Source organism: Arthrobacter globiformis, from assembly GCF_030818015.1.
GTDB classification, from domain to species: Bacteria; Actinomycetota; Actinomycetes; order Actinomycetales; family Micrococcaceae; genus Arthrobacter; species Arthrobacter globiformis_C.
The window spans coordinates 4,118,149-4,142,058 of the sequence record NZ_JAUSZX010000001.1; the positions used below are offsets into that span (position 1 = coordinate 4,118,149).

Annotated in this window: 23 protein-coding genes; 14 read left to right on the forward strand and 9 right to left on the reverse strand. The window is 68.0% G+C overall.

Annotated elements, in window-relative coordinates:
• Positions 1–354, forward strand: coding sequence for a DUF202 domain-containing protein (locus QFZ23_RS19240; RefSeq protein ID WP_306925378.1), 354 nt, complete (start codon positions 1–3; stop codon positions 352–354).
• An 8-nt stretch (positions 355–362) separates the two neighbouring features.
• On the opposite strand, the gene QFZ23_RS19245 is transcribed toward QFZ23_RS19240, so the two are convergent.
• Positions 363–1,814 (reverse strand): MFS transporter, encoded by a 1,452-nt coding sequence (locus QFZ23_RS19245; RefSeq protein WP_306925380.1) that lies wholly within the window; start codon positions 1,812–1,814, stop codon positions 363–365.
• Positions 1,815–1,911: 97 nt separating this feature from the next.
• Between QFZ23_RS19245 and QFZ23_RS19250 the strand changes: the two genes are divergently transcribed.
• Positions 1,912–2,289 carry a MarR family winged helix-turn-helix transcriptional regulator gene (locus tag QFZ23_RS19250; RefSeq protein WP_306925382.1) on the forward strand — a complete coding sequence of 126 codons (378 nt, stop codon included), beginning with the start codon at positions 1,912–1,914 and terminating at the stop codon, positions 2,287–2,289.
• 88 nt (positions 2,290–2,377) lie between these two features.
• Here QFZ23_RS19250 and QFZ23_RS19255 read toward each other — a convergent pair whose 3' ends face one another.
• The 5 genes from QFZ23_RS19255 to QFZ23_RS19275 form a co-directional block, all read right to left on the reverse strand.
• Positions 2,378–3,058, reverse strand: a complete 681-nt coding sequence (locus tag QFZ23_RS19255) for a class I SAM-dependent methyltransferase (protein WP_306925384.1) — start codon at positions 3,056–3,058, stop codon at positions 2,378–2,380.
• Between the two features lie 5 nt (positions 3,059–3,063).
• Complete coding sequence (locus QFZ23_RS19260; RefSeq protein ID WP_306925385.1) at positions 3,064–4,335, reverse strand: nucleotide disphospho-sugar-binding domain-containing protein; 1,272 nt, start codon at positions 4,333–4,335, stop codon at positions 3,064–3,066.
• A 230-nt stretch (positions 4,336–4,565) separates the two neighbouring features.
• Positions 4,566–4,976: an arsenate reductase ArsC gene (locus QFZ23_RS19265; protein ID WP_306925387.1), complete on the reverse strand. Its 411-nt coding sequence runs from the start codon at positions 4,974–4,976 to the stop codon at positions 4,566–4,568.
• Positions 4,973–5,686 carry an aquaporin gene (locus QFZ23_RS19270; protein ID WP_306925388.1) on the reverse strand — a complete coding sequence of 238 codons (714 nt, stop codon included), beginning with the start codon at positions 5,684–5,686 and terminating at the stop codon, positions 4,973–4,975. Before QFZ23_RS19270 ends, QFZ23_RS19265 begins: the two co-directional genes overlap by 4 nt.
• Positions 5,683–6,033: an ArsR/SmtB family transcription factor gene (locus QFZ23_RS19275; protein WP_306925392.1), complete on the reverse strand. Its 351-nt coding sequence runs from the start codon at positions 6,031–6,033 to the stop codon at positions 5,683–5,685. The genes QFZ23_RS19270 and QFZ23_RS19275 overlap by 4 nt, the downstream gene beginning before the upstream one ends.
• A 106-nt stretch (positions 6,034–6,139) precedes the next feature.
• Between QFZ23_RS19275 and QFZ23_RS19280 the strand changes: the two genes are divergently transcribed.
• From QFZ23_RS19280 to QFZ23_RS19305, 6 genes are all read left to right on the forward strand, one after another.
• Positions 6,140–6,466, forward strand: a complete 327-nt coding sequence (locus QFZ23_RS19280; protein WP_306925393.1) for an ArsR/SmtB family transcription factor — start codon at positions 6,140–6,142, stop codon at positions 6,464–6,466.
• Entirely contained in the window at positions 6,463–7,236 is a 774-nt protein-coding gene (locus QFZ23_RS19285) for a cation transporter (protein ID WP_306925396.1), read from the forward strand. Before QFZ23_RS19280 ends, QFZ23_RS19285 begins: the two co-directional genes overlap by 4 nt.
• On the forward strand, positions 7,233–8,150 hold the full coding sequence (locus tag QFZ23_RS19290; RefSeq protein ID WP_306925397.1) for a cation diffusion facilitator family transporter: 918 nt from the start codon (positions 7,233–7,235) through the stop codon (positions 8,148–8,150). Before QFZ23_RS19285 ends, QFZ23_RS19290 begins: the two co-directional genes overlap by 4 nt.
• A 208-nt stretch (positions 8,151–8,358) precedes the next feature.
• Positions 8,359–10,563: a copper-translocating P-type ATPase gene (locus QFZ23_RS19295; RefSeq protein WP_306925399.1), complete on the forward strand. Its 2,205-nt coding sequence runs from the start codon at positions 8,359–8,361 to the stop codon at positions 10,561–10,563.
• A gap of 115 nt (positions 10,564–10,678) precedes the next feature.
• On the forward strand, positions 10,679–11,101 hold the full coding sequence (locus QFZ23_RS19300) for a four-helix bundle copper-binding protein (protein ID WP_306925401.1): 423 nt from the start codon (positions 10,679–10,681) through the stop codon (positions 11,099–11,101).
• A gap of 229 nt (positions 11,102–11,330) precedes the next feature.
• Complete coding sequence (locus QFZ23_RS19305) at positions 11,331–12,236, forward strand: trypsin-like serine protease (RefSeq protein ID WP_306925403.1); 906 nt, start codon at positions 11,331–11,333, stop codon at positions 12,234–12,236.
• A gap of 103 nt (positions 12,237–12,339) precedes the next feature.
• On the opposite strand, the gene QFZ23_RS19310 is transcribed toward QFZ23_RS19305, so the two are convergent.
• Positions 12,340–13,149 carry an SGNH/GDSL hydrolase family protein gene (locus QFZ23_RS19310; RefSeq protein ID WP_306926940.1) on the reverse strand — a complete coding sequence of 270 codons (810 nt, stop codon included), beginning with the start codon at positions 13,147–13,149 and terminating at the stop codon, positions 12,340–12,342.
• 279 nt (positions 13,150–13,428) lie between these two features.
• Between QFZ23_RS19310 and QFZ23_RS19315 the strand changes: the two genes are divergently transcribed.
• A complete protein-coding gene (locus tag QFZ23_RS19315; RefSeq protein WP_306925405.1) occupies positions 13,429–14,379 on the forward strand; it encodes a hypothetical protein in 951 nt (316 codons plus the stop codon).
• 61 nt (positions 14,380–14,440) lie between these two features.
• The gene (locus QFZ23_RS19320; protein WP_306925408.1) at positions 14,441–14,914 is read left to right on the forward strand and encodes a hypothetical protein; all 474 of its coding nucleotides are present in this window, start codon (positions 14,441–14,443) and stop codon (positions 14,912–14,914) included.
• A 687-nt stretch (positions 14,915–15,601) separates the two neighbouring features.
• Here the strand turns inward: QFZ23_RS19320 and QFZ23_RS19325 are convergent.
• The gene (locus tag QFZ23_RS19325; RefSeq protein WP_306925410.1) at positions 15,602–16,234 is read right to left on the reverse strand and encodes a hypothetical protein; all 633 of its coding nucleotides are present in this window, start codon (positions 16,232–16,234) and stop codon (positions 15,602–15,604) included.
• Positions 16,235–16,705: 471 nt separating this feature from the next.
• On the opposite strand from QFZ23_RS19325, the gene QFZ23_RS19330 reads away from it, so the two are divergent.
• Positions 16,706–19,312 carry a bifunctional lysylphosphatidylglycerol flippase/synthetase MprF gene (locus QFZ23_RS19330; RefSeq protein WP_306925412.1) on the forward strand — a complete coding sequence of 869 codons (2,607 nt, stop codon included), beginning with the start codon at positions 16,706–16,708 and terminating at the stop codon, positions 19,310–19,312.
• 84 nt (positions 19,313–19,396) lie between these two features.
• On the opposite strand, the gene QFZ23_RS19335 is transcribed toward QFZ23_RS19330, so the two are convergent.
• Entirely contained in the window at positions 19,397–20,131 is a 735-nt protein-coding gene (locus QFZ23_RS19335) for an SDR family NAD(P)-dependent oxidoreductase (RefSeq protein ID WP_306925415.1), read from the reverse strand.
• Positions 20,132–20,267: 136 nt separating this feature from the next.
• On the opposite strand from QFZ23_RS19335, the gene QFZ23_RS19340 reads away from it, so the two are divergent.
• From QFZ23_RS19340 to QFZ23_RS19350, 3 genes are all read left to right on the forward strand, one after another.
• Positions 20,268–21,245 carry a helix-turn-helix transcriptional regulator gene (locus QFZ23_RS19340; RefSeq protein ID WP_306925417.1) on the forward strand — a complete coding sequence of 326 codons (978 nt, stop codon included), beginning with the start codon at positions 20,268–20,270 and terminating at the stop codon, positions 21,243–21,245.
• Positions 21,246–21,449: 204 nt separating this feature from the next.
• Positions 21,450–22,490, forward strand: coding sequence for an NAD(P)-dependent alcohol dehydrogenase (locus QFZ23_RS19345; RefSeq protein ID WP_306925419.1), 1,041 nt, complete (start codon positions 21,450–21,452; stop codon positions 22,488–22,490).
• 173 nt (positions 22,491–22,663) lie between these two features.
• The gene (locus tag QFZ23_RS19350; protein ID WP_306926941.1) at positions 22,664–23,869 is read left to right on the forward strand and encodes an MFS transporter; all 1,206 of its coding nucleotides are present in this window, start codon (positions 22,664–22,666) and stop codon (positions 23,867–23,869) included.
• Positions 23,870–23,910 lie beyond the last annotated feature (41 nt).

The following is a 23,910-nucleotide window of genomic DNA, read 5'->3' on the forward strand; positions in this document are numbered from 1 at the left end:
ATGAATGAAGAACCGGCCACCGCTCCCCTTCCCGCCGACGGCCCGCTCGACGGCGACCCGGGGCTCCAGCCCGAGCGCACCGCCCTCGCCTGGGGCCGGACGGTCCTGACGCTGATTGCCGCGAGCGCGGTGTGCCTCCGCTGGCTTCCGGACCAGGGACCGTTCGTCCTGGCGATGTTCGGCCTCACCGTTGCCGCCGGGACCGGCATCTACTCCACCCAGCGGCGGCGCTACCGGCGCAGCGTGGAAGGAATCCGGGCCGGGCATCTGGCCCCGGACATTTCCGCCGTCTTCTGGACCGCCGGAGCCTGCGTTGCCCTCGGGGCGTTAGGCGTCTGGCTGGTGCTGTCGTAGGCGCGAGCCTAGGCAGCCAAGGCGACCGCCCGCCGTCGGGCCGGCACAGCCGCGACCAGCAGCGCGGCGATGGCGACGGCGGCACTCAGCACCAGGCCCGGCCGGAACTGCTCAAGCATGGCGGCGGCACTCGGGGCGGTGCCGGCGTCGGAATGCCCTCCGCTGACCATGGCGGTGGTGACTGCCAGGACCAGGGCGGCCCCCACCTGGGTGCTGGTCTGGATGAGCCCGGCTGCCAGGCCCTGCTCGGAGTCCCTGATGCCCGCGGTCGCCTGGACGTTGATGGACGGGAAGGCCAGGGCAAAGCCGATGCCCAGCAGGATGATCGACGGCAGGATGTCCAGGGCGTAGTTGGGCGTGGTGCCCACCCGGAGGAACAGGACGTAGCCAAGCCCCATGGCGGCCAGTCCGGCCAGGATCAGCCGGGTGGCACCGAACACGTTGATCAGGCGGTCGGCGAACGGTGCGCTGGTGGCGACGATCAGTCCGGTCGGCAGCAGTGCGAGTGCCATCGCCAGCGGGCTCCACCCCAGGGCGGACTGCAGGAAAAGCGTCACGATGAACTGGAAGCTGAGGTAGGAGCCGAACAGCCCTACCGCACTGAGGTTGGCCCGCGCCACCCAGCCCTCGCGCAGGATGCCAAAGCGGATGAGCGGGTGCCTGACCTTGTTCTCGATGACGGCGAAGGCAGCCAGCACCGCGGCAGAGATGATGAATCCGGCGATTGTTGCCACAGATCCCCAGCCCTGTTCCGGTGCGGACACCAGCGTGTAAACGAGTCCCAGCATGCCAAGCGCGAGCGTGACGGCGCCCCAGATGTCGTGGCCGCTGTCCGTGGCATCAGGCGTGTCCCGCGGGATGAAGCGGTTGCCCAGGATGACTACCAGGACAGCGATCGGCACGGAGACCAGGAACGTCCAGCGCCAGCTGAGGCTGGTCATGAGGCCGCCGACGACGAGCCCCAGGGAGAAGCCGCTGGCGCCGAACGTGGTGAAGATGGAGAGTGCCTTGTTCCGCTCGCGGCCCTCGGCGAAGTTGGTGGTGATGATGGAGAAGCCCGTGGGCGCGGTGAACGCGGCCGCGAGGCCCTTCACAAACCGAGTGGCGATGAGGATGGCGGGGTCATCCACGAGTCCGCCCAGCAGGGAGGCGGCCGCGAAGACCGAGAGGGCAATGAGGAAGATGCGGCGGCGGCCCAGGAGGTCGGCGAGCCGGCCGCCCAGGAGCAGCAGGCTGCCGTAGCCAAGGACGTACGCGGAGACAATCCACTGCAGGGCGTCCGTGCCGAGGTTCAGTTCGTGGCCGATGGACGGCAGGGCGACGCCCACCATGGACACGTCCAGCCCGTCCAGGGCCAGCACGGTGCAGACAACCATCAGCAGCAGCCACTGGGCCCGGGTCCAGCGGACGGCCGTGGCGATGGGTCCGGCAGTTCGTTCGAGGGTGGTAGGTGATGTCATGTCCAGAAATCTATATGACGCGTCATTCAATGACAAGGAATATGACCCGGAATATTATGACGTGGACTTCAGTTCGCCTTTCGTCTAAAATCAGGGCATGGCTTCAACGACGGACCGCCTGCTGGTTGAGCAATGGCGCAGCATCCAGGACGCGTACTTCCGCACTTCGTGCGCCCTTGACCGGGCGCTGGAAGCCAAGTTCGACATCGGCCTGAACGAGTTCGAGATCCTGGACCTCGTGGCGGAGAACAGCAAGGCATCGTGCCGGATGAAGGAACTCGGCGAGCGGACTCCCATGAGCCAGAGCGCCGTCTCCAAGGTGGTGGACCGGCTGGAGAAGGCCGGCCTGCTGACCCGCCAGTCCTGTGCGGACGACCGCCGGTCGCTGTACCTCAAACTCACGGCGGCGGGCCAAAAGCTCCACCAGGCAGCCGCCGTCGAACACCGCGCGCTGCTCAAGGAAAACCTGGCCTGACCCACCAAGCGAGGTGCCGCCGTCGTACTTCCCGGCCCGCCAGGGCCCGGACTTCGACAAGCTCAATCGACAGGCTAAATCGACTGGCTTAGTGAGCGGGCGGCCCCGGGCTGGTGGCGTGGCCCAGGATGTGGGCCACCTGCGGGGTCATCGGCTGGACGGCGAAGCCGAACCTCTGGTTGTCCTGGATGGTGAAGCCGGCCGCGGTTATGGCACCGAGGGTATCCCGGTTGGGGTGGCATCCTCCGGCCAGGCGCTTCCATGCCGGTGTGAGCAGGTCTTCGACGGCCGCCAGGACGGGGCGCGCAGAGCGGACGTGCTCGTAGTAGGCCAGGGTCCCGCCGGGGCGCAGGACGCGCCGGATTTCCGCGAGCGCGGCAGCCTGGTCCGCGACGCTGCACAGCACGAGGCTGGCGACGACGGCATCCGCAGTGCCGTCGTCGGCCGGGATGCGCTCGGCTGCAGCAGGCCTCACCGTCACCGCCACGGCGGACGTGGCGGCACGGTTCAGGGCAAGGCTTCTGAGGTAGTCGTCGGGCTCAAGGGCCAGAACGTGGGTGACTGCCGGCGGGTAGAGCGCAAAGGCCGATCCGTCCCCGGCACCGATCTCGATGACCGTCCCGTGCAGGCCGGCCAGCACGCGGCGGCGGTGTTCGGAGGCGCCGCGGCGGTTCATTCGCCCGACCGCACGCGCGTAGGCCCGGGCGAAGCGCGGATGCTGGAGGTGTTCCAGCGCACGGCTGCCGGTCAGGTCCCCTGCACTGTCCATGCCGTTCACGCCCTCCGCAGCATCGCTTCCATCTCGTCGATGAGCCCGTCCACACCCGGGGAAGCGGCAATCGCCGCCCCGATCCGCTGGCTTCCGGCCCGGTACCGGCCGTCGCTGAGCACCTTTCGCACAGCGCGGCGGATGGCCTTCGGCTTGGGCCGTCCCGTTTTGAGATTAATTCCGACGCCGGCCCAGGCCACCCGGGCGGCCCCCTCCGGTTTGTCCTCGGTATCCCCCGCCACCACGATGGGCACGCCGTTTTCCATCGCGTAATGGAGGCCGCCGTAGCCGCCGTTGGTGATGTAGACGGCGACCTTCGGCAGGAGCTCCGCGTCCGGCAGGAACTCGGCGGCGCGGGCATTGGCGGGCAACGGCGGAAGCGCTGACAGCGGGCGGCGGCCGGTGCTGACGACGACAGTGACGTCCTCCTCCGCAAGGCCCTCGAGCGTGGGGCCGACAAGGGCGGTGAAGTCCTCGTTGGAGACGGTCCCCTGCGTCACGTAGACAACCGGGCGGGAGCCGTCCAGCTCGCCCCACCACTCCGGCTTGGGGGTCACGGAGGCGGAGGCGGCATGCCGGGACATGGGCCCGAAAAAGCGCAGGTTGTCCGGCGCGTCCGAGCGCGGGTACTCGAACTCCTCCACGGTGAACTGGGCGATGAGTTCGGTGCGGCGGGCCCAGTCCAGGATGAACAGCCCGTCCAGCCCCACGCCCACCAGTTCCCGGGTGAGTTCGTCCACCTGCTGCTGGCTGTCCTTCAGCACAACATTGGAGACCATCCAGTTCAGCGCCCGGTTCCGCAGGCGTGCTGCCTTTCCCTTGCCCGGCGCCAGGCCCGAACCGTACGGGGCGCAGTCCTGGCTGGACAGGGTCACCGGCAGGATTCCGCAGGCGATGACGGCGGGGCGCTGGTGGCGCGGAAGCCTGGACAGGGTGGCGGCGCCCATGAAGGTGACCTCCGCCAGGACCGCGTCGGTCTTCTCGGCCGCAATTGCCGCCTCGAGCGGCAGATACTGGCCGCGGGCCGGCTCGATCACCAGGCCGCGGATGCCCTCGCGGATCGCCTGGACGCCGGTGGCCGCGCTGGGCTCGGCGGAGTATTCGGCGCCGGGACCCAGCGGCAGGAACTCGGCCCCGATGGCCTTCACCGCGTCCTGGTAGGCGGGGCCGGTCAGAAACCGGACCCGGTGACCGCGGTCAATCAGGTGGCGAGCGACTCCGAGCATGGGCGAAACGTGGCCGTCGTGGGGGCCGCTGCAAACGATGACTGATGACATGCTCGGAGCTTATGGCCTGCCGGGGTCCGGGGATAGAGCAGGCGCCAGCTACTTCGGCCCGGAGTCCGGTGCTGGCGGGACCTACGCAGCTCTGTTGGCCTGCCCGCTGGTTTGGGGCGGGCAGGCCGGATATGGGCGGGCGGTCAGCAGCAGTCCTGTCCGTCCTCGCAGCAATCGTCGTCGCAGCAGCCGGTGTTCATCAGTGTCACCCCCTCCCCTTGCGGGTTTGCTTATGCTGAGGCCGGAGTCAGGGAGGCGATCAGGGCCTCCACCCGGGTCTTGATCTCGTCGCGGATGGGCCGGACGGAGTCCACGCCCTTGCCGGCCGGATCCTCCAGGACCCAGTCCTCGTAGCGCTTGCCGGGGAAGTAGGGGCATTCATCGCCACAGCCCATGGTGATCACGACGTCGGAATCCTTCACCGCCTCGGTAGTGAGGACCTTCGGGATCTCGGTGGACATGTCGATCCCCACCTCGGCCATGGCCTCGACGGCGGACGGGTTTACCTTGTCCGCCGGCTGGGATCCGGCGGAGCGGACCTCGATTGTGCCCTGGGACAGGGTGGTGAGGAACGCGGCGGCCATCTGGGAGCGGCCGGCGTTGTGGACACAGACGAACAGGACGGAGGGTTTCCCGGTCATGAGAGCACCTTTCGGTTGGCCGCTTCCGCGGCGGAATTGGCAGTGGCTGGGACAAGCATCGGGTAGAGGAAGCGGACCAGGACGAAGCCTGCGGCGCCGCCGAGGAGCTGGGCCAGGATGAAGCCGGGAGCGGAGGCCGGCGCGATCCCGGCGAACGTATCGGTGATGGTCCGGGCGACCGTCACGGCGGGGTTGGCGAAACTGGTGGAGCTCGTGAACCAGTACGCCGCGGTGATGTAGCCGCCGACGGCGAACGCCACCCGGTCCGCCCTGCCGGAGCGGACCGTGCCGAACACTACAAGCAGCAGCCCGGCCGTGGCGATGACCTCGCCGAGCCATAGGCCGGTGCCGGAACGTTCATGGCTGGAAAACGTGACGGGGCCGACGTCGAACATCAGGTTCGCCAGGACCGTCCCGGCCAGGCCGCCGAGGAACTGGGCGGCAATCAGGGCCAGGGCAGCCTTCGTGTCGATCATGCCCAGGGCACGCTCCACCAGGGTCACCACCGGATTGAACGATGCCGAGACCGGCTGCAGCGCCACGATCAGCGCCATTAGGGCGGCACCGGTGGCGAGGCTGTTCTGCAGCAGCTGCAGCCCGACGTCGTTCGGGGAAAGCCTGGACGCCATGACGCCGGAGCCAACGACGGCCATGACCAGGAACGCCGTGCCGACGAACTCCGCACCGGCCCGCCTCACCAGTACGGTCACTTCGCCTGCCCCCCGATCAGGGCGGCCAGATTCTCCAGTGCCTCGGTGCGCGCCCGGTAATACACCCACACACCCCGCTTCTCGCGGTCCAGCAGCCCCACCTCGTGCAGCAGCTTCAGGTGGTGGCTGATCGTCGGCTGCGACAGGTCAAACGCGTCATTCAGATCGCAGACGCAGGCCTCGCCGCCCTCGTGGGAGGCGACCAGGGACATCAGCCGCAGCCGCACCGGATCAGCCAGCGCCTTCAGCAGCGGGGCTATTCCATCCGCTTCGGATGCAGAGAGCGGTTCCCGGGTCAGCGGCGAGCAGCACGCCACCGTTTGAACGGGGGTCAGTTGCAGAGACATAGACACATATGAATATTCACACTCATCTATGTCTGCGTCAAGGAGGTGACATTCCGGCTGCCGATACTCAATTGTCTGAATACATTCAGCGATGTACTTTGGGGCCATGGAAACCCTCACGCACGCGCCCGTGCTGGCCCGGTTCGGATATGCGGTCTCAGACCCGACCCGTGCCCGGATCCTGCTCGCCCTGGCGGGCGCCCCGGGCTATCCGTCCGAGCTTGCCGACTCCCTCGCGGTGTCGCGGCAGAGCATGTCCAACCACCTGACGTGCCTGCGCGGCTGCGGACTGGTGGTGGCCGTTCCCGACGGCCGGCGGACCCGGTACGAGCTCGCCGACGCCCGGCTGGGCCATGCGATCCGCGACCTGATCGGCGTGGTGCTGGCTGTTGATCCCGCCTGCTGCGCCCCCGACGGGACGTGCCTGGCGTGAGCACGGTACAACTGTCCTCCGCCGCGGCACGACGGGCCGTGCTGACCCGGCGCATCAGGTTCTTCGCCGCGGCGACGATCACGTACAACCTGGTTGAGGCTGCCGCCGCCCTGTGGGCAGGGGGCGTCGCGGATTCATCCGCCCTGATCGGGTTCGGCCTGGATTCCGTCATCGAGGTGGCCTCGGCCCTGGCCCTGTCCTGGCAGTTCTCCGCCAAGGACCCGGAGCAGCGCGAGCACCTGACCCTGCGGATCATCGCTGTGTCGTTTTTCGCCCTGGCCGCGTTCGTGGGAGTCGACGCCGTCCGGTCACTGACCGGCGCGGGCGAGGCCCAGCATTCGGTCCCGGGGATCGTGATCGCCGCCCTGAGCCTGGCCATCATGCCCGTCCTGTCGTGGCTGCAGCGCCGGGCGGGCCGAGAACTCGGCTCCAAAACCGCAGTGGCGGATTCCAAACAGACGCTGCTGTGTACCTACCTGTCGGCGGTCCTGCTGCTCGGCCTGGTCCTCAACAGCACACTGGGCTGGTGGTGGGCCGACGCCGGCGCCGCCCTGGTGATTGCCGCCGTCGCGGTCCGCGAAGGCATCAACGCCTGGCGCGGGGACGTCTGCTGCACTCTCCCGCACTCGGTTGCAGACGCCGGGCATGCCGACCGGGCCGTACACGATTCCGAACCGGCCGGCGGGTGCTGCGAGGACTGCGCTGCCGGTCCGGCACCCCAGCCGCTGGGACTGCCGGTGACAGCCAACCGTTCGGGGCGGAAGCCATGAGCGGACACGACCACAGCCACGGTGCCGACGCCGGCAGCCAGCGCGGAAAACTGGTCATTGTCTTCGCGATCACCGCCGCGGTCATGGTGGCAGAGGTCGTGGGCACTTTCCTGACCGGGAGCCTGGCGCTGCTGGCCGACGCCGGGCACATGTTCACCGACGCCGCCGGGCTGCTCATCGCCCTGATCGCCGCATCATTGGCCCTGAAACCGGCCACCCTGAAACGCACCTGGGGCTACAAACGGGCCGAAATCGTCGCCGCCGCGGGGCAGGCAGCCCTGCTGCTCGGCGTGGGCGGTTTCGTCCTCGTCGAAGGCATCCGCCGCCTCCTTGAACCCCCGGAGGTCGGCGGATCCACAATGCTGTGGTTCGGCGTCGTCGGCCTGGCAGGCAACGCCATCGGGCTCCTTGTCCTCGCGTCCGGCCGGCACCACAACTTCAATATGAGGGCCGCGTTCCTCGAGGTCCTGAATGATGCGCTGGGATCGGTCGCCGTCATCGCGGCCGCCATCATCATTACCCTTACCGGCTGGACCCGGGCCGACGCCGTGGTCTCCCTGCTCATCGGTGCGCTGATCATCCCGCGCACCCTGAGGCTCCTGCGCGACACGGTCAACGTCCTGATGGAAAACGCACCCGCGGGCCTGGACCTGGGCGAGGTCCGCGAACACATCCTGGCCCTGCCCCACGTCATTGACGTCCATGACCTGCACGCCTCCCTCGTCGCCTCCGGGACACCGGTCCTCTCCGCCCACGTCACGGTCCAGGACACCTGCATGAAGGACGGGCACGCCGCCACCATCCTGGCCGACCTGCAGCGCTGCGTTGCCGAACACTTCGAAGTCAGCATCGAACACTCCACCTTCCAGATCGAACCGGCCGCCCACCGCGACCAGGAAACCATGCACCACTGACGCCAGAGTCAGCCCATGCCCCACCAGCCACGGGTCCGCGAAAGTCCTCACAGGCCGGGCCCGTAAGGCGGCCGGAGCCCTTGACGTAGATACCCCCAGGGGGTATATTTCTGGTGTTGTCAGTGAAGTGGTATGTCCAGGGGACTCCCTCCCCGTCACAGCCGTTCAACCCCAGCGCACCCATCCGTCCTCGTGGAATGGAACTGACATGCGTGAATCAACCAAACCCCGTGACCTGCCGCTGACCGCAGACTCTGCCGGGCCGCCGTCGAACCCGTCCCGGGCGGACGGACACCGTCCGCATGCGGGCCATGACGCCCACGACGACCACGACGACCACGTGGTGCATGCCCACGGCCAGCACGCCGGGCACAGCACCGCCATGTTCAAGAACCGGTTCTGGCTGACTTTGGCGCTGTCCGTTCCGGTGGTCTATTTCAGCCCGATGTTCGGGGACCTGCTCGGCTACATGCCGCCCGAGTTCCCGGGGTCCACGTGGATCCCGCCTGTCCTGGGCACAGTCATCTTTCTCTACGGCGGCCAGCCGTTCCTCAGGGGCGGCCTGAATGAACTCAGGGCACGCCGCCCGGGCATGATGCTGCTGATCGGCATGGCGATCAGCGTCGCGTTCGTCGCCTCCTGGGTGACCAGCCTGGGCCTCGGCGGCTTCGACCTGGACTTCTGGTGGGAGCTGGCGCTGCTCGTGGCCATCATGCTGCTGGGTCACTGGATAGAGATGCGCGCCCTCGGATCGGCACAGGGAGCCCTGGACGCCCTGGCAGCACTGCTGCCGGACGAGGCCGAGCGCATCACCGACGCCGGCACAGAAACCGTCGGTGTCTCCGAACTCCGGGCCGGGGACCTGGTGCTGGTCCGGTCCGGGGCGCGGATGCCCGCGGACGGCACCGTGACCGACGGGCAGGCTGAATTCGACGAATCGATGATCACCGGCGAATCCAAGACGGTGCCCCGCTCTCCCGGGGACAGGGTCATCGCCGGCACGGTGGCCACGGACAATACGGTCCGGGTCCGCATCACCGCCGTCGGTGACGACACTGCACTGGCGGGCATCCAGCGGCTGGTGGCCGAGGCCCAGGCCTCATCGTCAAGGGCGCAGGCACTTGCCGACCGGGCAGCGGCGTTCCTGTTCTACTTCGCCGCCGGTGCCGGCGTCATCACCTTCATCGCCTGGACCCTGCTGGGCAACGTCCCGGAGGCGGTCACCCGCACGGTCACCGTCCTCGTGATCGCCTGCCCGCACGCCCTGGGCCTGGCCATCCCGCTGGTGGTCGCCATCTCCACCGAGCAGGCAGCCCGCGCCGGTGTGCTGATCAAGAACCGGATGGCGCTGGAGCGCATGCGCACCGTCGGCGTCGTGCTGTTCGACAAGACCGGCACCCTCACCAAAGGTGAGCCCGAGGTAATGGAAATTGCAGCTGCCGACGGCGTGAGCCGGAAGGATCTGCTGGCCCTGGCCTCGGCGGTGGAGGCGGACAGCGAGCATCCTGTCGCGCGCGCGATCGTCCGGGCGGCCAGGAACCAGGGCCTTCCCGTTCTGCGGGCAACCGGGTTCAGCTCCATGACGGGCCGTGGCGCGGGTGCCAGCGTGGACGGCCGGACGGTGCAGGTGGGCGGACCGGCTCTGCTGCGGGAACTCACGGTCACCGAACCCCCTGAGCTGGCCGCGGTTACCGGGGCCTGGATGGACCGCGGCGCCGCGGTGCTCCACGTCCTGGCCGACGGAAAGATGTTGGGCGCCATCAGCCTCGAAGACGCCGTCCGAACCGAATCCCGGCAGGCTGTCGCGGCCCTGCAGGACCGCGGCATCAAGGTGGCCATGATCACCGGCGACGCCCGGCAAGTTGCGCAGGCCGTCGCGGACGAGCTGAACATCGATGAGGTCTTCGCCGAGGTCCTGCCGGCCGACAAGGACAAGAAGGTCAGCGAACTGCAGGGCCGGGGTTTCAAGGTGGCGATGGTCGGGGACGGCGTCAACGACTCCCCCGCCCTGGCCCGGGCCGAAGTCGGCATCGCCATCGGTGCCGGAACCGACGTCGCCATGGAATCAGCGGGCGTGGTGCTCGCCGGGAACGACCCGCGGGCCGTGCTCTCCATGGTGGACCTGTCCCGCGCCAGCTACCGCAAGATGTGGCAGAACCTGGTCTGGGCCACGGGCTACAACGTCATCTCCGTCCCGCTGGCAGCAGGAGTGCTGGCCTTCGCCGGCGTCATGCTCTCCCCTGCGGCCGGTGCCGTGCTCATGTCAGTGTCCACCATCGTCGTCGCCCTCAACGCCCAGCTGCTGCGCCGCGTCAAACTGAACCCGTCGCCATCGCTGCGGCAATCACCCTGGCCGGCTGCGGCAGCGGATCCGGCAGCGGCACCACCACAACCGACAAGAGACGACGGCTGACCTCAACGCTGTACCCACGCATCCCCGCCCGAACCGGAGGGCAGACAGCAGAACCGGGCGGGGCTAGGGTGGCGTCATAAGTGGCAGGCGCAGATTCCACCGACAGGAGCAGACCATGACGCAGCACATCACCGCAATGCTCAATGCCCATCCGGGGGGCACCGGCGCGGAGGACAAGGAGAAGCTGGCCGCCTGCATTGCCGCCTGCATTGCCGCCTGCTTCGAATGTGCCCAGACCTGTACCGCCTGCGCCGATTCCTGCCTGGCCGAAGAGAAGGTCGCTGATCTCGCCAGGTGCATCCGGACCGACCTGGACTGCGCGGACATCTGCGCCGTGACCGGCGCCGTCCTGACCCGCCAGACCGGTGACAGCTCCGCGATCGTCCGGTCCATGCTCGAGGCCTGCCGGACCGCCAGTGCCGCGTGCGCTGCCGAATGCGAAAAGCACGCGCAAATGCATGAGCACTGCAGGATCTGCGCCGAGGCCTGCCGACGCTGCGAAGACGCCTGCACCGTGCTCCTGGAGTCACTCACCTAGGTGGACCGCTGCCGCCCGGCGATTACCGGATCATCTGCGAGATCCGGGACGCGCAACTCATCGTTCTCCTTGGTGCAGTAGGTCACCGCTTTCTCCCCAAGAAAAACAGTGGCTTTCGGGTGGTATCTTAAGTCACCGCCCCAATTGGGCGGTGACTTGTTTTCTGGCGCCCGCCGCGTACCCCGACGTGCGTTGCCGGCTGCCCGTGCGACTGGAAGCTGGGGCTTGTATGCGCTTTTTGAAGAAATTCCGCGCCGGAAGCGGTGTGCTGGCCGTTGCTGCAATGCTGACCGTGACGACGGCAATCCCGGCCGGTGCGATCACCGGCGACTACGTCAAGGACAACGAGCACCCCTTCGTTGGGCTCATCGTTTTCTACGATCCCCACGGCGGGTTCCACCACAGGTGCTCGGGCTCCCTGCTGACACCGACGGTGTTCCTCACTGCCGGGCACTGCACCGCCGGTGTTTCCTCGGCCCGCGTCTACTTCCAGCAGGACGCAGGCGTGGGCTGGAGCCCGGAAACCGGCACCGATCCGGGCACCGGCTACCCGGACGCCTGCGCGGACGGGACGCTCGGAACCCAGTGCGCCACCTCCCATGAGATGTACAACTACGGATACACCGGCATGGACGCGGTCCCCGAAACCAAGGACGCCGGCCTGGTGATCCTGGAGCAGCCGATCATGCTCGACGAGTACGCCCGCCTTGCCGCGCCGGGGACCCTCGACGCACTGGCCACCAAGCGCGGGAAGCAGGACACCACGTTCACCTCCAGCGGTTACGGAATCTCCGCGGCCAGCCCGGCTGCAGGCGAGACCTCCTTCCGCGAACGGCTCATGGCCCAGTCCAAGCTGACCAATCTCACCAGCGCAAGCACCGACGGCTACAACGTCCAGACCAACGGCAACGGCAACGGCCTCGGCGGCACCTGCAACGCTGACTCCGGCGGCCCGCTGTTCTACGGCACCGCCGAGTCCAACACCATCACCGGCATCACGTCGTTCAACCACAACCGCTACTGCAAGGGAACGAACTTCTCGTACCGCACCGACCGGCAGGACGTGATCGACTGGATCAGAGCCGCGACCGGAAGCGAGTTCTCAAACATCGCCTTCGCGCCCGCCGTCGGCTGACTCTTCCGGCACCCGGGGCATGGCTGCCAGCCACCCGCCGTCGGCCACTTTTTCGACGGCGGGTGGCCACCAGCCGTCGAACGGCAGGGCCCGTTGACGCCGGCTACGCCAGGAACTCAGTTACGGCCTTCACCGCGGTCCGCACGGCATAAACCGGGGCGAACGCCGGCCGCTTGGGCAGCAGGGGCTCAGGAGCCGGATGATCGTGGACGAGCGGCAGGGCCACGCGCTGCATGGCAATCCGCTGCCACGCCCAGGGCAGGAAGTAATTCCGCGCCCACGCGAGGTCTCCGGCCCTGGCGTCGCGCCAGCTGCTCTGCGGCAGGGCCTTCGGCTCCAGCGGCTGGAGCGAGTGCTGCACCTGGAGGGTGTCCAGCACCTGCATGGCGATGGTGTGGTGGCCCAGCGGCGAGAAGTGCAGCCGGTCCGGATCCCACATCCGCGGATCCCTGAGTCCAGGCAGCGTCCACAGGTCCACCAGCAGGCAGTTGTGCGCGGCCGCGACAATCCGGATGTTCTCGTTGAAGATGGCTATCCGGGAGCGGCTCCGCCCCAGGATCGGCGTACGCCGCCAGTCGGGTCCGGCGAACAGCATGATGGTGGCGCCGGTGGCGCTCAGCCGCTCCACGCCGGCTTCCAGCTTGCCGGCCAGCTTGTCCGGGTCGGTACGGTGGAACACCATGTCATTCCCGCCCGCCGACAGTGTGATCAGGTCCGGTTTCAGCTCCAATGCTGGTTCCGTCTGCCGTTCAAGAATCTGGCCCAGGAGCAGGCCGCGGATCGCCAGGTTGGCGTAGGCAAAATCGTCGCGCCCTGCGCTGAGTTCCTCCGCCACCCGGTCGGCCCATCCCCTGAGCCCTCCGGCACAGCGTTCCTCAGGGTCGCCAACACCCTCGGTAAACGAATCTCCCATTGCCACATACCGGCTCCAGGGGTGTGGGGCCGTTGCGTCCGCAGCGGAGTTTCGGGGTCCAAATCGGCCGATGTGTTTCATCGCCTAGTCCTCTCCCTTACGCCCCTGGCGCGGTACGCCTGCGGCGTTATCCAAGGAACGTTCGAACCCTCCGGGAAATTCCTCAAAAGTTTCCGCACTTGTGAAAATTTTCCGCGCTGCGGTTAATCCATTCGGTGTACTATGTGGCTGCCGCTCTTTGGGCGCCACCGCGACCGTCCATGCACGCAAGGAGCCACCGTGAGCCTGCCGGAACAGACACGTCCCCTTCAGCAAACGAAGCGAACGCCACCCGGGGATGCCGTCCTGGGGTGGCTGCTCGGAATCCTGGCCGGACTGCTCGGCCTGGCACCGTGGCTAATCACCGGGGCGCAGCTGCCGCTGCAGAACTCGTGGGGCGCCGAGGTCATGCCGGACCAGATGCCGGTCTCGCTGCTGCCGCTGAGCCAGTACGAACTCACCACCCTCGTGGCTCTCCTTACCGCGGGCGGTGCGGCGGCCGGGCTCGCAGTGCGCATATGGCAGCCTGCCCGGCGGCGGCTGGTGGCGTGGTGCGCGGCGTCCGGCGTTCTTGCGGTACAGTTCTCGGCCGCCGTCCAGTCGTTCACGGTGCTCGACGGCGGCCTGGCGGACGGAACGCTGGCAAGGATCTACTTCGCCGGCCTTGTGGCCGGCGTCATCGCGTGCATCGCCGCGAGCCTCGTGGCGTTCCTGCTCCTCGTGTCGAGGCCACGGGCCCTGGCTGCGCTGGCCGCCGGGCTGATGGCGATGCCGGCCACATCGTGGGCTGGGGAGTGGGTTGCCGGCTTCGTGGGGCAGACCAACATCCCCGCCGCGGTGCCGGCGGTGGCGCGCTGGATCCCGGCGCTCATTGTGGGCTGTGCCCTCGCGTGGTGCGGCCTTCGTCCTGCGCGGCGCGCCGTCGTGTGGCTCGCCGACCTGGCCCTGCTGTGGGTGGTCCCGGCCCTGTTTATCTCTGTCGGTTACGTCCTCGGGACACGGGCGATGGCGGGCGACCTGCAGGAGATGCTGCTGATGAGCCGGCAGATCCTGGCGGCAACCCTTGGCCCCGCCGGCGGGGCACTTCCCACAGTCGGGTTGGCCCTGGCCGTCGCACTGGCAGGACTGGGCATCCGGTCCATTGCCGCCCGCCGGCGGTCCGGCAACCGGACTGACAACACCCATAGATGATCAGCTCCCCCGGTGTTAGATTCGAGGTGCCCGCGCCTCTCTGACCTGCAAGGAGATCCCCGTGTTGCTGATCGGCGGCCTTCCGGCCCACATTCTTTTGGTCCACGCCGTCGTCGTCTTCGGGCCGCTCGCCGGGCTGGGCGCCGTCACCTACGGCCTGGCCGGCCGGACCCGACGGCACCTCGCCTGGCCGCTTGGCGTACTGGCGCTGATCCTTGCCCCGCTGGCGCTGCTCACGGCCGCCGCCGGTGAGCAGCTGCAGTCAACCCGGGGCGCCACGGACGCCATCCAGGCCCACGCCCGGCAGGGGGACATCCTGAAGGTGACCGCCGTCGTCTTCTTCTTCCTGGTTCTGCTGATGCTCGCCGCAACCTTCACGCCGCTGGCCAAGCGCATCCCGGCGCTGGCCGCAGTCCAGCGCTCCCGCCCCGCCCGTATCGCGGCGCTGGCCCTGGGCGTGCTCGCCGGCCTCTTCGTCATCTACCAAAGCGTGATCACCGGGCACTCCGGCTCATTCTCCGTGTGGGGCGGGTAGCTCCGCACTGCCTTGTCGCCCACCTCGGCGATAGTCCCGTTCGGGCCGGCCATTGCCATGGGCCGGGACCGACGGCGGGCTGGGTGAGCCTTCAGTCATGGGGACCATCGGGCTCGTCCGCCGCCGGCCTGCTTTCAGACTACGCCCCCTGATTGGACGCAGGCGGAGGATGCTTTCAGTCGCGGGGGCCTGCGATTGCTCTTTGTCCGGTGACGGTACCGTGCCGGCAGCCGACACGGAGGCGATGAGCGGCAGCGATGAAGAGAAGGAACCAACCATCGATCAGGTGGTGGAACGGCTTGCGGGTCGCTTCCCGGACGCCGACCGGGGGCTGATCGCCGGGATAGTGTGAGTCCCCCAAGCGGCTCCCACCTTTTCCCAAGGCCTGAGAGACAGATTTGTCTTACTGAGAACAGGTCAGCTGTCAGGGCAAGATGGCTGGTCCGATCGCCGGGCCCGGAACGTCCCCCATGCCTTCCGGGTCCGGCGGAAAGGCTTTACGAACGTACGCCAAGGTACCGCCGGGTTTTGGCACGCCCAAGGTTTTTCCAAGGTTGGCCCGGGAGAATTTTGCTTGCCGGACACTCGCCTGCCGCGCGACAACCGGCATGGCACCGGGAACGGCGGAGCCCTCCCCGGGCCCGGTGCCTTAACAGCAGCCGGCCTCCCGTCCGGCAGACCAGGGCATCAGGCCCCGGCCCAGCGGCGGAGCGTGCTGTTGATCAGGCCGATGAGGACGGCTGTCCACCAGCAGGCCTGCGAAATGCTCAGCGCGACCATCAGCCTGAGCCGCAGCCGGCGGCCGAGTTCGCCGAAACGGGTATGTGCGGGCAGGGCTAGCAGCTGGTGCATGGCAGGCGCGATGCTAAGGCCATTGAGCATGAGCACCAGGACACAGGCGAGCTTGATGACGGTGACCGGATTAGTCAGGTCGGGGTCGATCAGGGCGCCCGAAACCAGCAGCAGGGCCAGCCCGCCCCAGATCAGCGGCTTCGCGGCGGCCTCCAGCTTCCCGGACTCGTGCATCTGCACCTTGCCCAGCAGCCACAGCAGACCCAGCCAGTCGACAACCAGGATGGCGCCAAAGGAAAGCACCAGGGCAAGGATGTGCACGGCGAGTCCGATCCGGTGCAGTTCCGGACCGCAGTCAACGAAGTGACCCACGAGCAGCGAAGCCGTCCATCCCCCCGCACACAAAGCGCCGAGCAGAACCAACCGGATCCGCTGGCCTTTCCGGCCGGCCGGGGCATGGCTGGTCTGCGGTTCGTGAATGGACTGCCGTGCGCCGGGCGGTGCCGGGGCAGGTGCTGCTGGGGACATGCTGCTGCCTTTCAGGGACGCCGACGTAGCCGCCGGCGGGTGCGGCCGTGCTGCAATACACGGGCGCCATGCAGGGGAGAGTGATGGTGCTAGTTAGGTAAACCCAAATCGGGAGATTACAGCCAGCGATCGGAATTAGGCAAACAAAACGTTCGCTAATTTCTCCACCGCTTGTTCTAAGTCGTGCGCCCCTCGGCTCCATGCGTTTCACGATGGAGCAGCGCCCTACCCGTTGGCGGCGATGTACCCGGGCGGTGTTGTGCAGGCGGCGCCGGATCACACGGCCGGGCACTAGGATCCGTTGGCTTCCTGGCCCAACTGACTCGCAGTTAATGTCGTTTGGAAGGGTCAAAACGACAATAACTGCGAGTTTGTTGGGCCTTCGCCCCTTGGGTCATGACGGCGGCCGCGGGTCTGTTCCGGAGCGGGTGTGGAACAATCGAAGAGCCCTTTGAAAGGAGCCCTTCACCCATGCGGCAGCCGGACCAGGGACGACGGGTACCCTCCGGCTACCGGACGCCCGCGGGGTGGGCCCGGGTGCTGCGCGGCTCCCCCGCCACCCTCGCCTTCGTCGTTCTCTTCTGGGCCGCCGGCGCACTGTCCGCCAGTCTCCGCTCCGGGCCGTCGTCGTTTCTTCTGCCGCACGCCGCGGCCACCCCACACTCGGTACCGGACCACTGGTATGCCCTGCTGCTCTCCGCGTTCTGGGAGCGGGACCTGGCGGGATATGCGGTGGGCACGCTCGTGGTACTGCTGGCCGGGCTACCGCTGGAACGCCGTGTTGGATCCCTGAAGTTCGCTGCGGCGGCGCTGGCCGGGCACGTGCTGGGGATCGTGGCGACGCTCGGGTTCCTCGCCGCGGCCCGCGGCCTGATGGGGAGCTGGGTCCGGGACCTGAGCGGGCACTTCTTCCTGGGGCCGAGCGCCCTGGCCTGCGCGGCTGCGATGGCCGCAACGGCAGCCCTCACCACACTGTGGCGGCGCCGGATCCGCGTGGTTCTCCTGGCCGTGTTGCTGCTGTTTGCGATGTATGCCGGAGGCTTCGAGGACCTGGTCCGGCTCGGCGCGGCCGCGGCAGGAGGGCTGCTGGGTCCAGTGCTGCTGGGCCGGCGCCCGCGCTTCGGCAGGCCCGCCGTCTCCCGGCACGAGGCCCGGATTCTAGTGGCCCTGCTCCTGACGGTCGCGGCGATCGGTCCGGTGATCGCGGGACTGGCGCCGCACGCCGTCGGACCTCTTTCTGTGCTGAAGTTCCTGTTCACCAACATCCAGCCGGTGGACCCCGCGGCGCTGCAGGCGTCCTGTTCCCGGCCCGCCGATCTCAGGGACTGCGCGGCCGCGCAGCTGCAACTGCGGGCCGGGGCGGGCGGAATCTTCATGGCCATCCTGCCGTCATTCCTGCTGCTCCTGTTCGCGGACGGCCTGCGGCGCGGACGGCGGTTCGCCTGGGTTGGCGCGCTCTTTATCCAGGCGACGCTGTCACTGCTGGCCGCCGTCACCATCGCCGGCGTCCTGCTGCCGCCGCCTGGTCCAGGTCTGCCCGCCCGCGAGGGAGTGGGCGGGATCGAGCTGTCGGGTTATTCCCACCCGCTCAGCCTGGTGCTGCCAATGCTCCTGCCCGTCTTCCTTACGGTGCTCCTGCTGGCGGCCCGGAACCTGTTCCCGGTGCGCGCGCCGCGCGGAACGTACCCGCGACTGGCGCGCCGGATGGTGGTTGCCCTGGTTCTGCTGGGCCTTCTGTATCTGGGCCTGGGACTCGCCCTGGCCGACGGATTCACACCCGTGCCCGGGCTGCTTCAGCTTCTGGCCGACGTTCCGGACAGGTTCCTGCCCCTCGGCTTCCTGGTGGACCGCTCACCGGCGTTCTTCCCCGAAAGCACCGCCGCCGTCGTGCTTTACGAAAGTATCGGCGTCGTGTTCTGGGCGTGGACCGGGCTCCTGCTGCTCCGGACGTTCCTGCGTCCGGCCCACGGCCGGCACAGCGCGGACGAGGAGCGGGCGCGGCGCATCCTAAAGTCGCACGGCGGCGGTTCGCTCTCCTGGATGACGACGTGGAGCGGGAACAGCTACTGGTTCTCCGGTTCAAGCTTCATCGCGTACCGCGTGCGCAGCGGGGTGGCCGTGGCGCTGGGGCCGCCCGTGGGTCCGCGGGCAGACCGGGAAGCAGCGTTCACGGAGTTCGCCCGGCACTGCAGGTTCAGCGGGTGGACGCCGTGCTACTACTTTGTGTCCGAGGAACTCCGCGGCCTCGCCCAATCGCTGGGCTGGGGCTCGGTGCAGGTGGCGCAGGAAACCGTGCTGCGCCTGGACGAGGTGTCCTTCCGGGGCAAGAAGTTCCAGGACATCCGCACCGCGCTGAACCGGGCCGCCAAGGCTGGCATCCGCGCCGAATGGACCACGTTTGCCCGGGCGCCGATCGCGGTGCAGGCCCAGATCGAAGCGATTTCCGAGGAGTGGGTGGCGGACAAGAAGGTCCCGGAGATGGGCTTCACGCTGGGCAGCCTGGATGAGCTGGACGACCCCGAGGTCCGCTGCCTGCTGGCTATCGATTCCGAGCACACCGTCCATGCGGTCGCGTCGTGGCTGCCGGTGTACCGGAACGGATACGTGGTCGGTTGGACCCTCGATTTCATGCGGCGGCGCGGCGACGGTTTCCGTGCGAGCATTGACTTCCTCATCGCCTCCGCCGCACTGAGCCTGCAGGACGAGGGATGCGAATTCATGAGCCTGTCGGGGGCGCCGCTGGCACGGGTGCCGTCTTCCTCACTTGCGGGTGGGGTCTCGGCTGGTCCCGTCCCTGGTTCCTCCGCCGGTTCTGGCGCGCCTGCCGTTGCCGACGCGAACGGCGGCTTGGACCGGATGCTCGACTGGCTCGGGGCAGCCTTGGAACCCGTCTACGGCTTCCGTTCCCTGCTGGCATTCAAGGCGAAATTCAAACCGGACTACGCACCTATGTACCTGCTCTACCCCGACGCAGCCGCCCTGCCCGCGATCGCCAACGCCATCACCCGCGCTTACCTGCCTTCGATCAACCTCGGCCAGGGCCTGACCCTGGTGCGCGGCCTCCTCACCCGCCGCTGACCCACCCAACTGGGTAGCAGCTCAGGGCGTTCCCAGCGCTGAGAAGGCCGTGAGCTGCGACTTACCTGGGCCGGGAGGCGCGAGCTACCTGAGCGCGAACCCGGTGTACCTTTCCAGCGCTTCGAGCAGCTCAGACTGGAACGCCGGGTCTGTCACGGCCGGATGGGGCTCCCTGCGCTGCTGATGGAACCAATAGCCTCCGGACACGCGGTCCTCGCCGGCCTCCCGGGTGGCGAGCCACACCTGCGTGACGTGCCCCAGCTCCAGGTCGTCCGGCGCGCCGCTTCCGCCCATCCGGGTTGGTACCCAGCCCGGATCCACCGCGTTGCTTTGGACGTCAGGCCAGCGATTGGCCAGCGCTGCTGAGAGCGCGGTGACGTACAGCTTGCTGTCCGAGTAGGCTCCCGGCCGCCCGCCCGCGTCCGCCCACTCGATTCCGTCCAAGCGGGTTGAACCGGAACGGTGCATGCCGCTGCTGATGTACACAAGCCGGCGCGGCCGAGCCATAAGCGCGGTCAGAATGTAGGGCGCAATGGTGTTCACCGAAAGGATCTGGCCGCCGCTGTACACCCCGGCGTTATGGATGACGGCATCGAACGGGCCGTACTGGTCTGCCTGTTCCGCCACCCGCACCGTCTCGCCGAGGTCGGCCAAATTTCCGACGACGGCGCCGACGGCCTTCTCCCGCACCGCACCAGCCGCTCCGAGGCGGGACTCGTTCCTGGCGTGCAGGACCACTTCATGGCCCTGCTGCATCAGCGCCCTGGCGGCGTTCAGCCCCAGTCCTCCGGCCGAACCGGTGATGAATATCCTCGCCACTGCGCGTGCTCCGTTCCCGCTACTCCGTGCCGCCACCCGGGCAGCCCGCCTGATTCACAGTAAACGGGGCATCCCGCGTCTGGCAGGCCCTGACAGGGACTCCCACAGTCTTCACAGTGTCCGTACCGTGGTGGATATGAACAACCGGAACGAGATACGGGAGTTCCTTGCCTCCCGGCGAGCGAAGCTCACTCCAGAGCAGGCGGGGTTGCCGGACCTCGGCGGCGTGCGGCGCGTGCCCGGCCTGCGCCGTGGAGAAGTGGCCATGCTGGCCGGCATGAGCGTGGAGTACTACACACGCGTGGAGCGCGGAAGCCTGGCCGGGGTCTCCGACTCCGTCCTGGAGGCCATCGCACGCGCCCTTCAGCTGAACGAGGCAGAGCACGAGCACCTGTTCAACCTCGCCCGGGCTGCCGGGCCCGCTGCCCGACGGCGGAGGCAGCCCGCGCAGGCGATCCACCCGAGCGTCCAGCTCATCCTCGACGGCCTGACCGGCATCCCGGCATTCGTCCAGAACGCCCATCTGGACATCGTTGCCGCCAATGACCTTGCCCGCGCCTTGTACTCGCCAGCTTTTGAGGACCCGGCACGGCCCGTGAATTTCGCCCGGTTCGCGTTCCTCAACAGTCGTTCCGAACGCCTATACGCGGACTGGAACATGGCGGCCGACACGAGTGTGGCGCTGCTGCACGCCGAAGCCGGCCGCGACCCGTTCAACAAAACCCTGTCGGACCTCATCGGGGAACTATCCACCCGCAGTGAGGAATTTCGCAGGCGCTGGGCGCAGCGGAATGTCCGGCTGCACCGCACGGGTGCAAAAACATTCCAGCACCCGGCCGTCGGCCAGCTCGATCTGCACTTCAACGGGCTGGAGCTGACGGCCACACCAGGCCTCACCATGTTCACGTACACGGCCGAACCGGGCTCGCCGTCCGAGGACGGTTTGCGGTTGCTGGCCAGCTGGGCTGCAACCGCCGCAGCATCCGATCCCCGCGAAGGCGCCGCGACTCCCGAAGGCACAGCGCTGTCCCAGGGCACAGCGCAAGGCGGCACCACCGCCGTCGGCCTTCATGCGGAACGCGTCGGTCAGCCTGACCGCAACCGCAAAGCCTGAGCCCAAACCAACCCAACCAGTCCCACCACAACAGCCATTCCCGTGCTGTGCGCCACAAACGGGAAGAGACTTGGGGGTCCCTGTGGTTACCCCTTACAGCAGGGTCTGCCTCACGCCACGGCGATGGGGTTAAGTAGATGAAAGAAACGGTCCATCGCTTTCATCTACGGCCCGTTCCAACCCACACCGACACATAGGAGAACTATGCCTACCGTCAACGCCTACGCCGCGCCCTCCGCTTCCGAGGACCTCATCCCCACCACCATCGAACGCCGCGACGTCGGCCCGCACGACGTCCTCATCGAAATCAAGTTCGCCGGCATCTGCCACTCCGACATCCACACCGTCCGCGGCGACTGGGGCCCGCAGCAGTACCCGCTCGCACCCGGCCACGAAATCGCCGGGATCGTCACCGAGGTCGGTTCCGAAGTGACCCGCCACAAGGTCGGCGACCGGGTGGGCGTCGGCTGCATGGTCAACTCCTGCAAGGAGTGCGCCAACTGCCTGGCCGGCGAGGAACAGTACTGCCTCAAGGGAATGGTCGGCACGTACGGAGCGGTTGACCGCGACGGCACCATCACCCAGGGCGGCTACTCCACCCACGTCGTGGTCACCGAGGAATTCGTCGTCACCATCCCGGACGGCATCGAGCTCGACGTCGCCGCTCCCCTTTTGTGCGCGGGCATCACCACCTATTCCCCGCTGAAGCGCCGCGGCGCCGGCCCCGGTAAGAAGGTCGCCATCGTCGGCCTCGGCGGACTGGGCCACATGGCCGTCAAACTCGCCCACGCCATGGGCGCCGAGGTCACCGTCCTGTCCCAGTCCCTCAAGAAGCAGGAAGACGGCCTGCGCCTCGGCGCGGACCACTACTACGCCACGAGCGACGCCGGCACGTTCGAAGCGCTCGCCGGCAGCTTCGACCTGATCATCAACACGGTCAGCGCCTCGATCGACATCAGCTCCTACCTGCAGCTGCTGTCCCTCGACGGCACCCTGGTCAACGTCGGTGCCCCGGCCGAGCCGCTCCCGGTCAACGCGTTTGCGCTCATCGGCGGACGCCGCGCCTTCGCCGGTTCCATGATCGGCGGCATCCGCGAAACCCAGGAAATGCTCGACTTCTGCGCCGAGCACGGCATCGGCGCCGAGATCGAGGTCATCCCGGCCGACAAGATCAACGAAGCCTACGAACGCGTCCTCGCCTCGGACGTGCGCTACCGCTTCGTGATTGACACTGCCACGCTCTAAGGCGATAGACGCTCGACGGCGGGCCGGTCCCTTAAGGGGCCGGCCCGCCGTCGGCCGTTCCAACCCGGGGCAACGGACAGGCGAAACCAATTACGAAACTTTCAGGAAGATACGTGACCCAAGAACATTCCGGCTCCGGCACCCCGACGCAGGCCCCATCAGGCCAGTCCGCCATCCTGCCGGCCCGCACCTCAAGGATCCCGCGGGCCGGCCTGCTCATCCTGGCCATGGCCGGGTTCACAGCCGTCACCACCGAACTCCTGCCGTCGGGGCTGCTTCCGCAGATCAGCCGCGAGCTGGGCGTGGAGGAATCGGCTGTCGGCTCGCTGACTGCTGCCTATGCCGCCGTCATCGTCATCACAGCGCTTCCCCTGTCCAGGCTGCTCGGTGGGCGGATGCCCCGCAAGACCCTGCTGATCGTGACCGTGCTGGCCTTCGCGCTGAGCAACGTGCTGCTGGCCGCCAGTCCGAACCTGGGCCTGGCCATCGCCGCCAGGCTCCTCGGCGGCGTGGCCCACGGCCTGCTCTGGTCCAGCATGGCCCCGTACGTTGCGAGGATCGTGCCGGCTCATTCTGTGGGCAAGGCGATGGCCATCGTGTTCAGCGGCAACAGCATCGCCCTGGCCGTGGGTGCCCCGCTCGGCACGGTGATGGGGTCTGTGCTCTCTTGGCGCACGTCCTTCCTTGTCCTGGCCGGGATCGCTGCGCTTCTCGCGCTGCTGGCCGTTCGCTTGCTGCCTCCGGCTTCCGACGCCGACCGGGACTCGGCACCGTCGCTGCGCGCGGCCATGGCACTGCCCGGGGTCATCGCCGTCGCGACCGCCTGGCCGCTGCTGCTCCTGGGGCACTTCGCCCTGTTCACCTACATCGCCCCGTTCCTCCTGGCCGCGGGCCTGCCCAGCACCGCCACCGGCATCTCGCTGTCCGTCATCGGCGTCGCCAGCCTGGTGGGCATCTGGATTGCCGGCCTCACGGCGGACGCCCGTCCCCGGGGATCCATCCTGACCGGCGTGGCACTGCTCCTGACCAGCTTCGCCCTCCTGCCTGCACTCGGCGGCACGTGGACCGGCAGCCTCGCACTCCTGACCCTCTGGGGCATCACCTTCGGAGCCACCGGCATTTACAACCAGGCGGCAATCCTCCGCGCGGGCGGGGAGCACAAGGACGCGGCCAACGGACTGGCCGTGGTGACCATCCAGCTGGGCATCGCCGTCGGGGCCGCGTACGGTGCGCTCGCCCTCAACACCGTCGGCGCGCTTTTCGTGCCCCTGGCTGCGGCCGTTCCCCTGGCTGTAGCGCTGGTGATCATCTTCGCCAGCCGCCACCGCGGGTACCCGGCGGGTCCCCGCGAAGTGCGGTTGTCCCGTTCACCCAAGTAACTCGCAGTTGTTGTCGTTTTGAAGGCTGAAAACGACAGCAA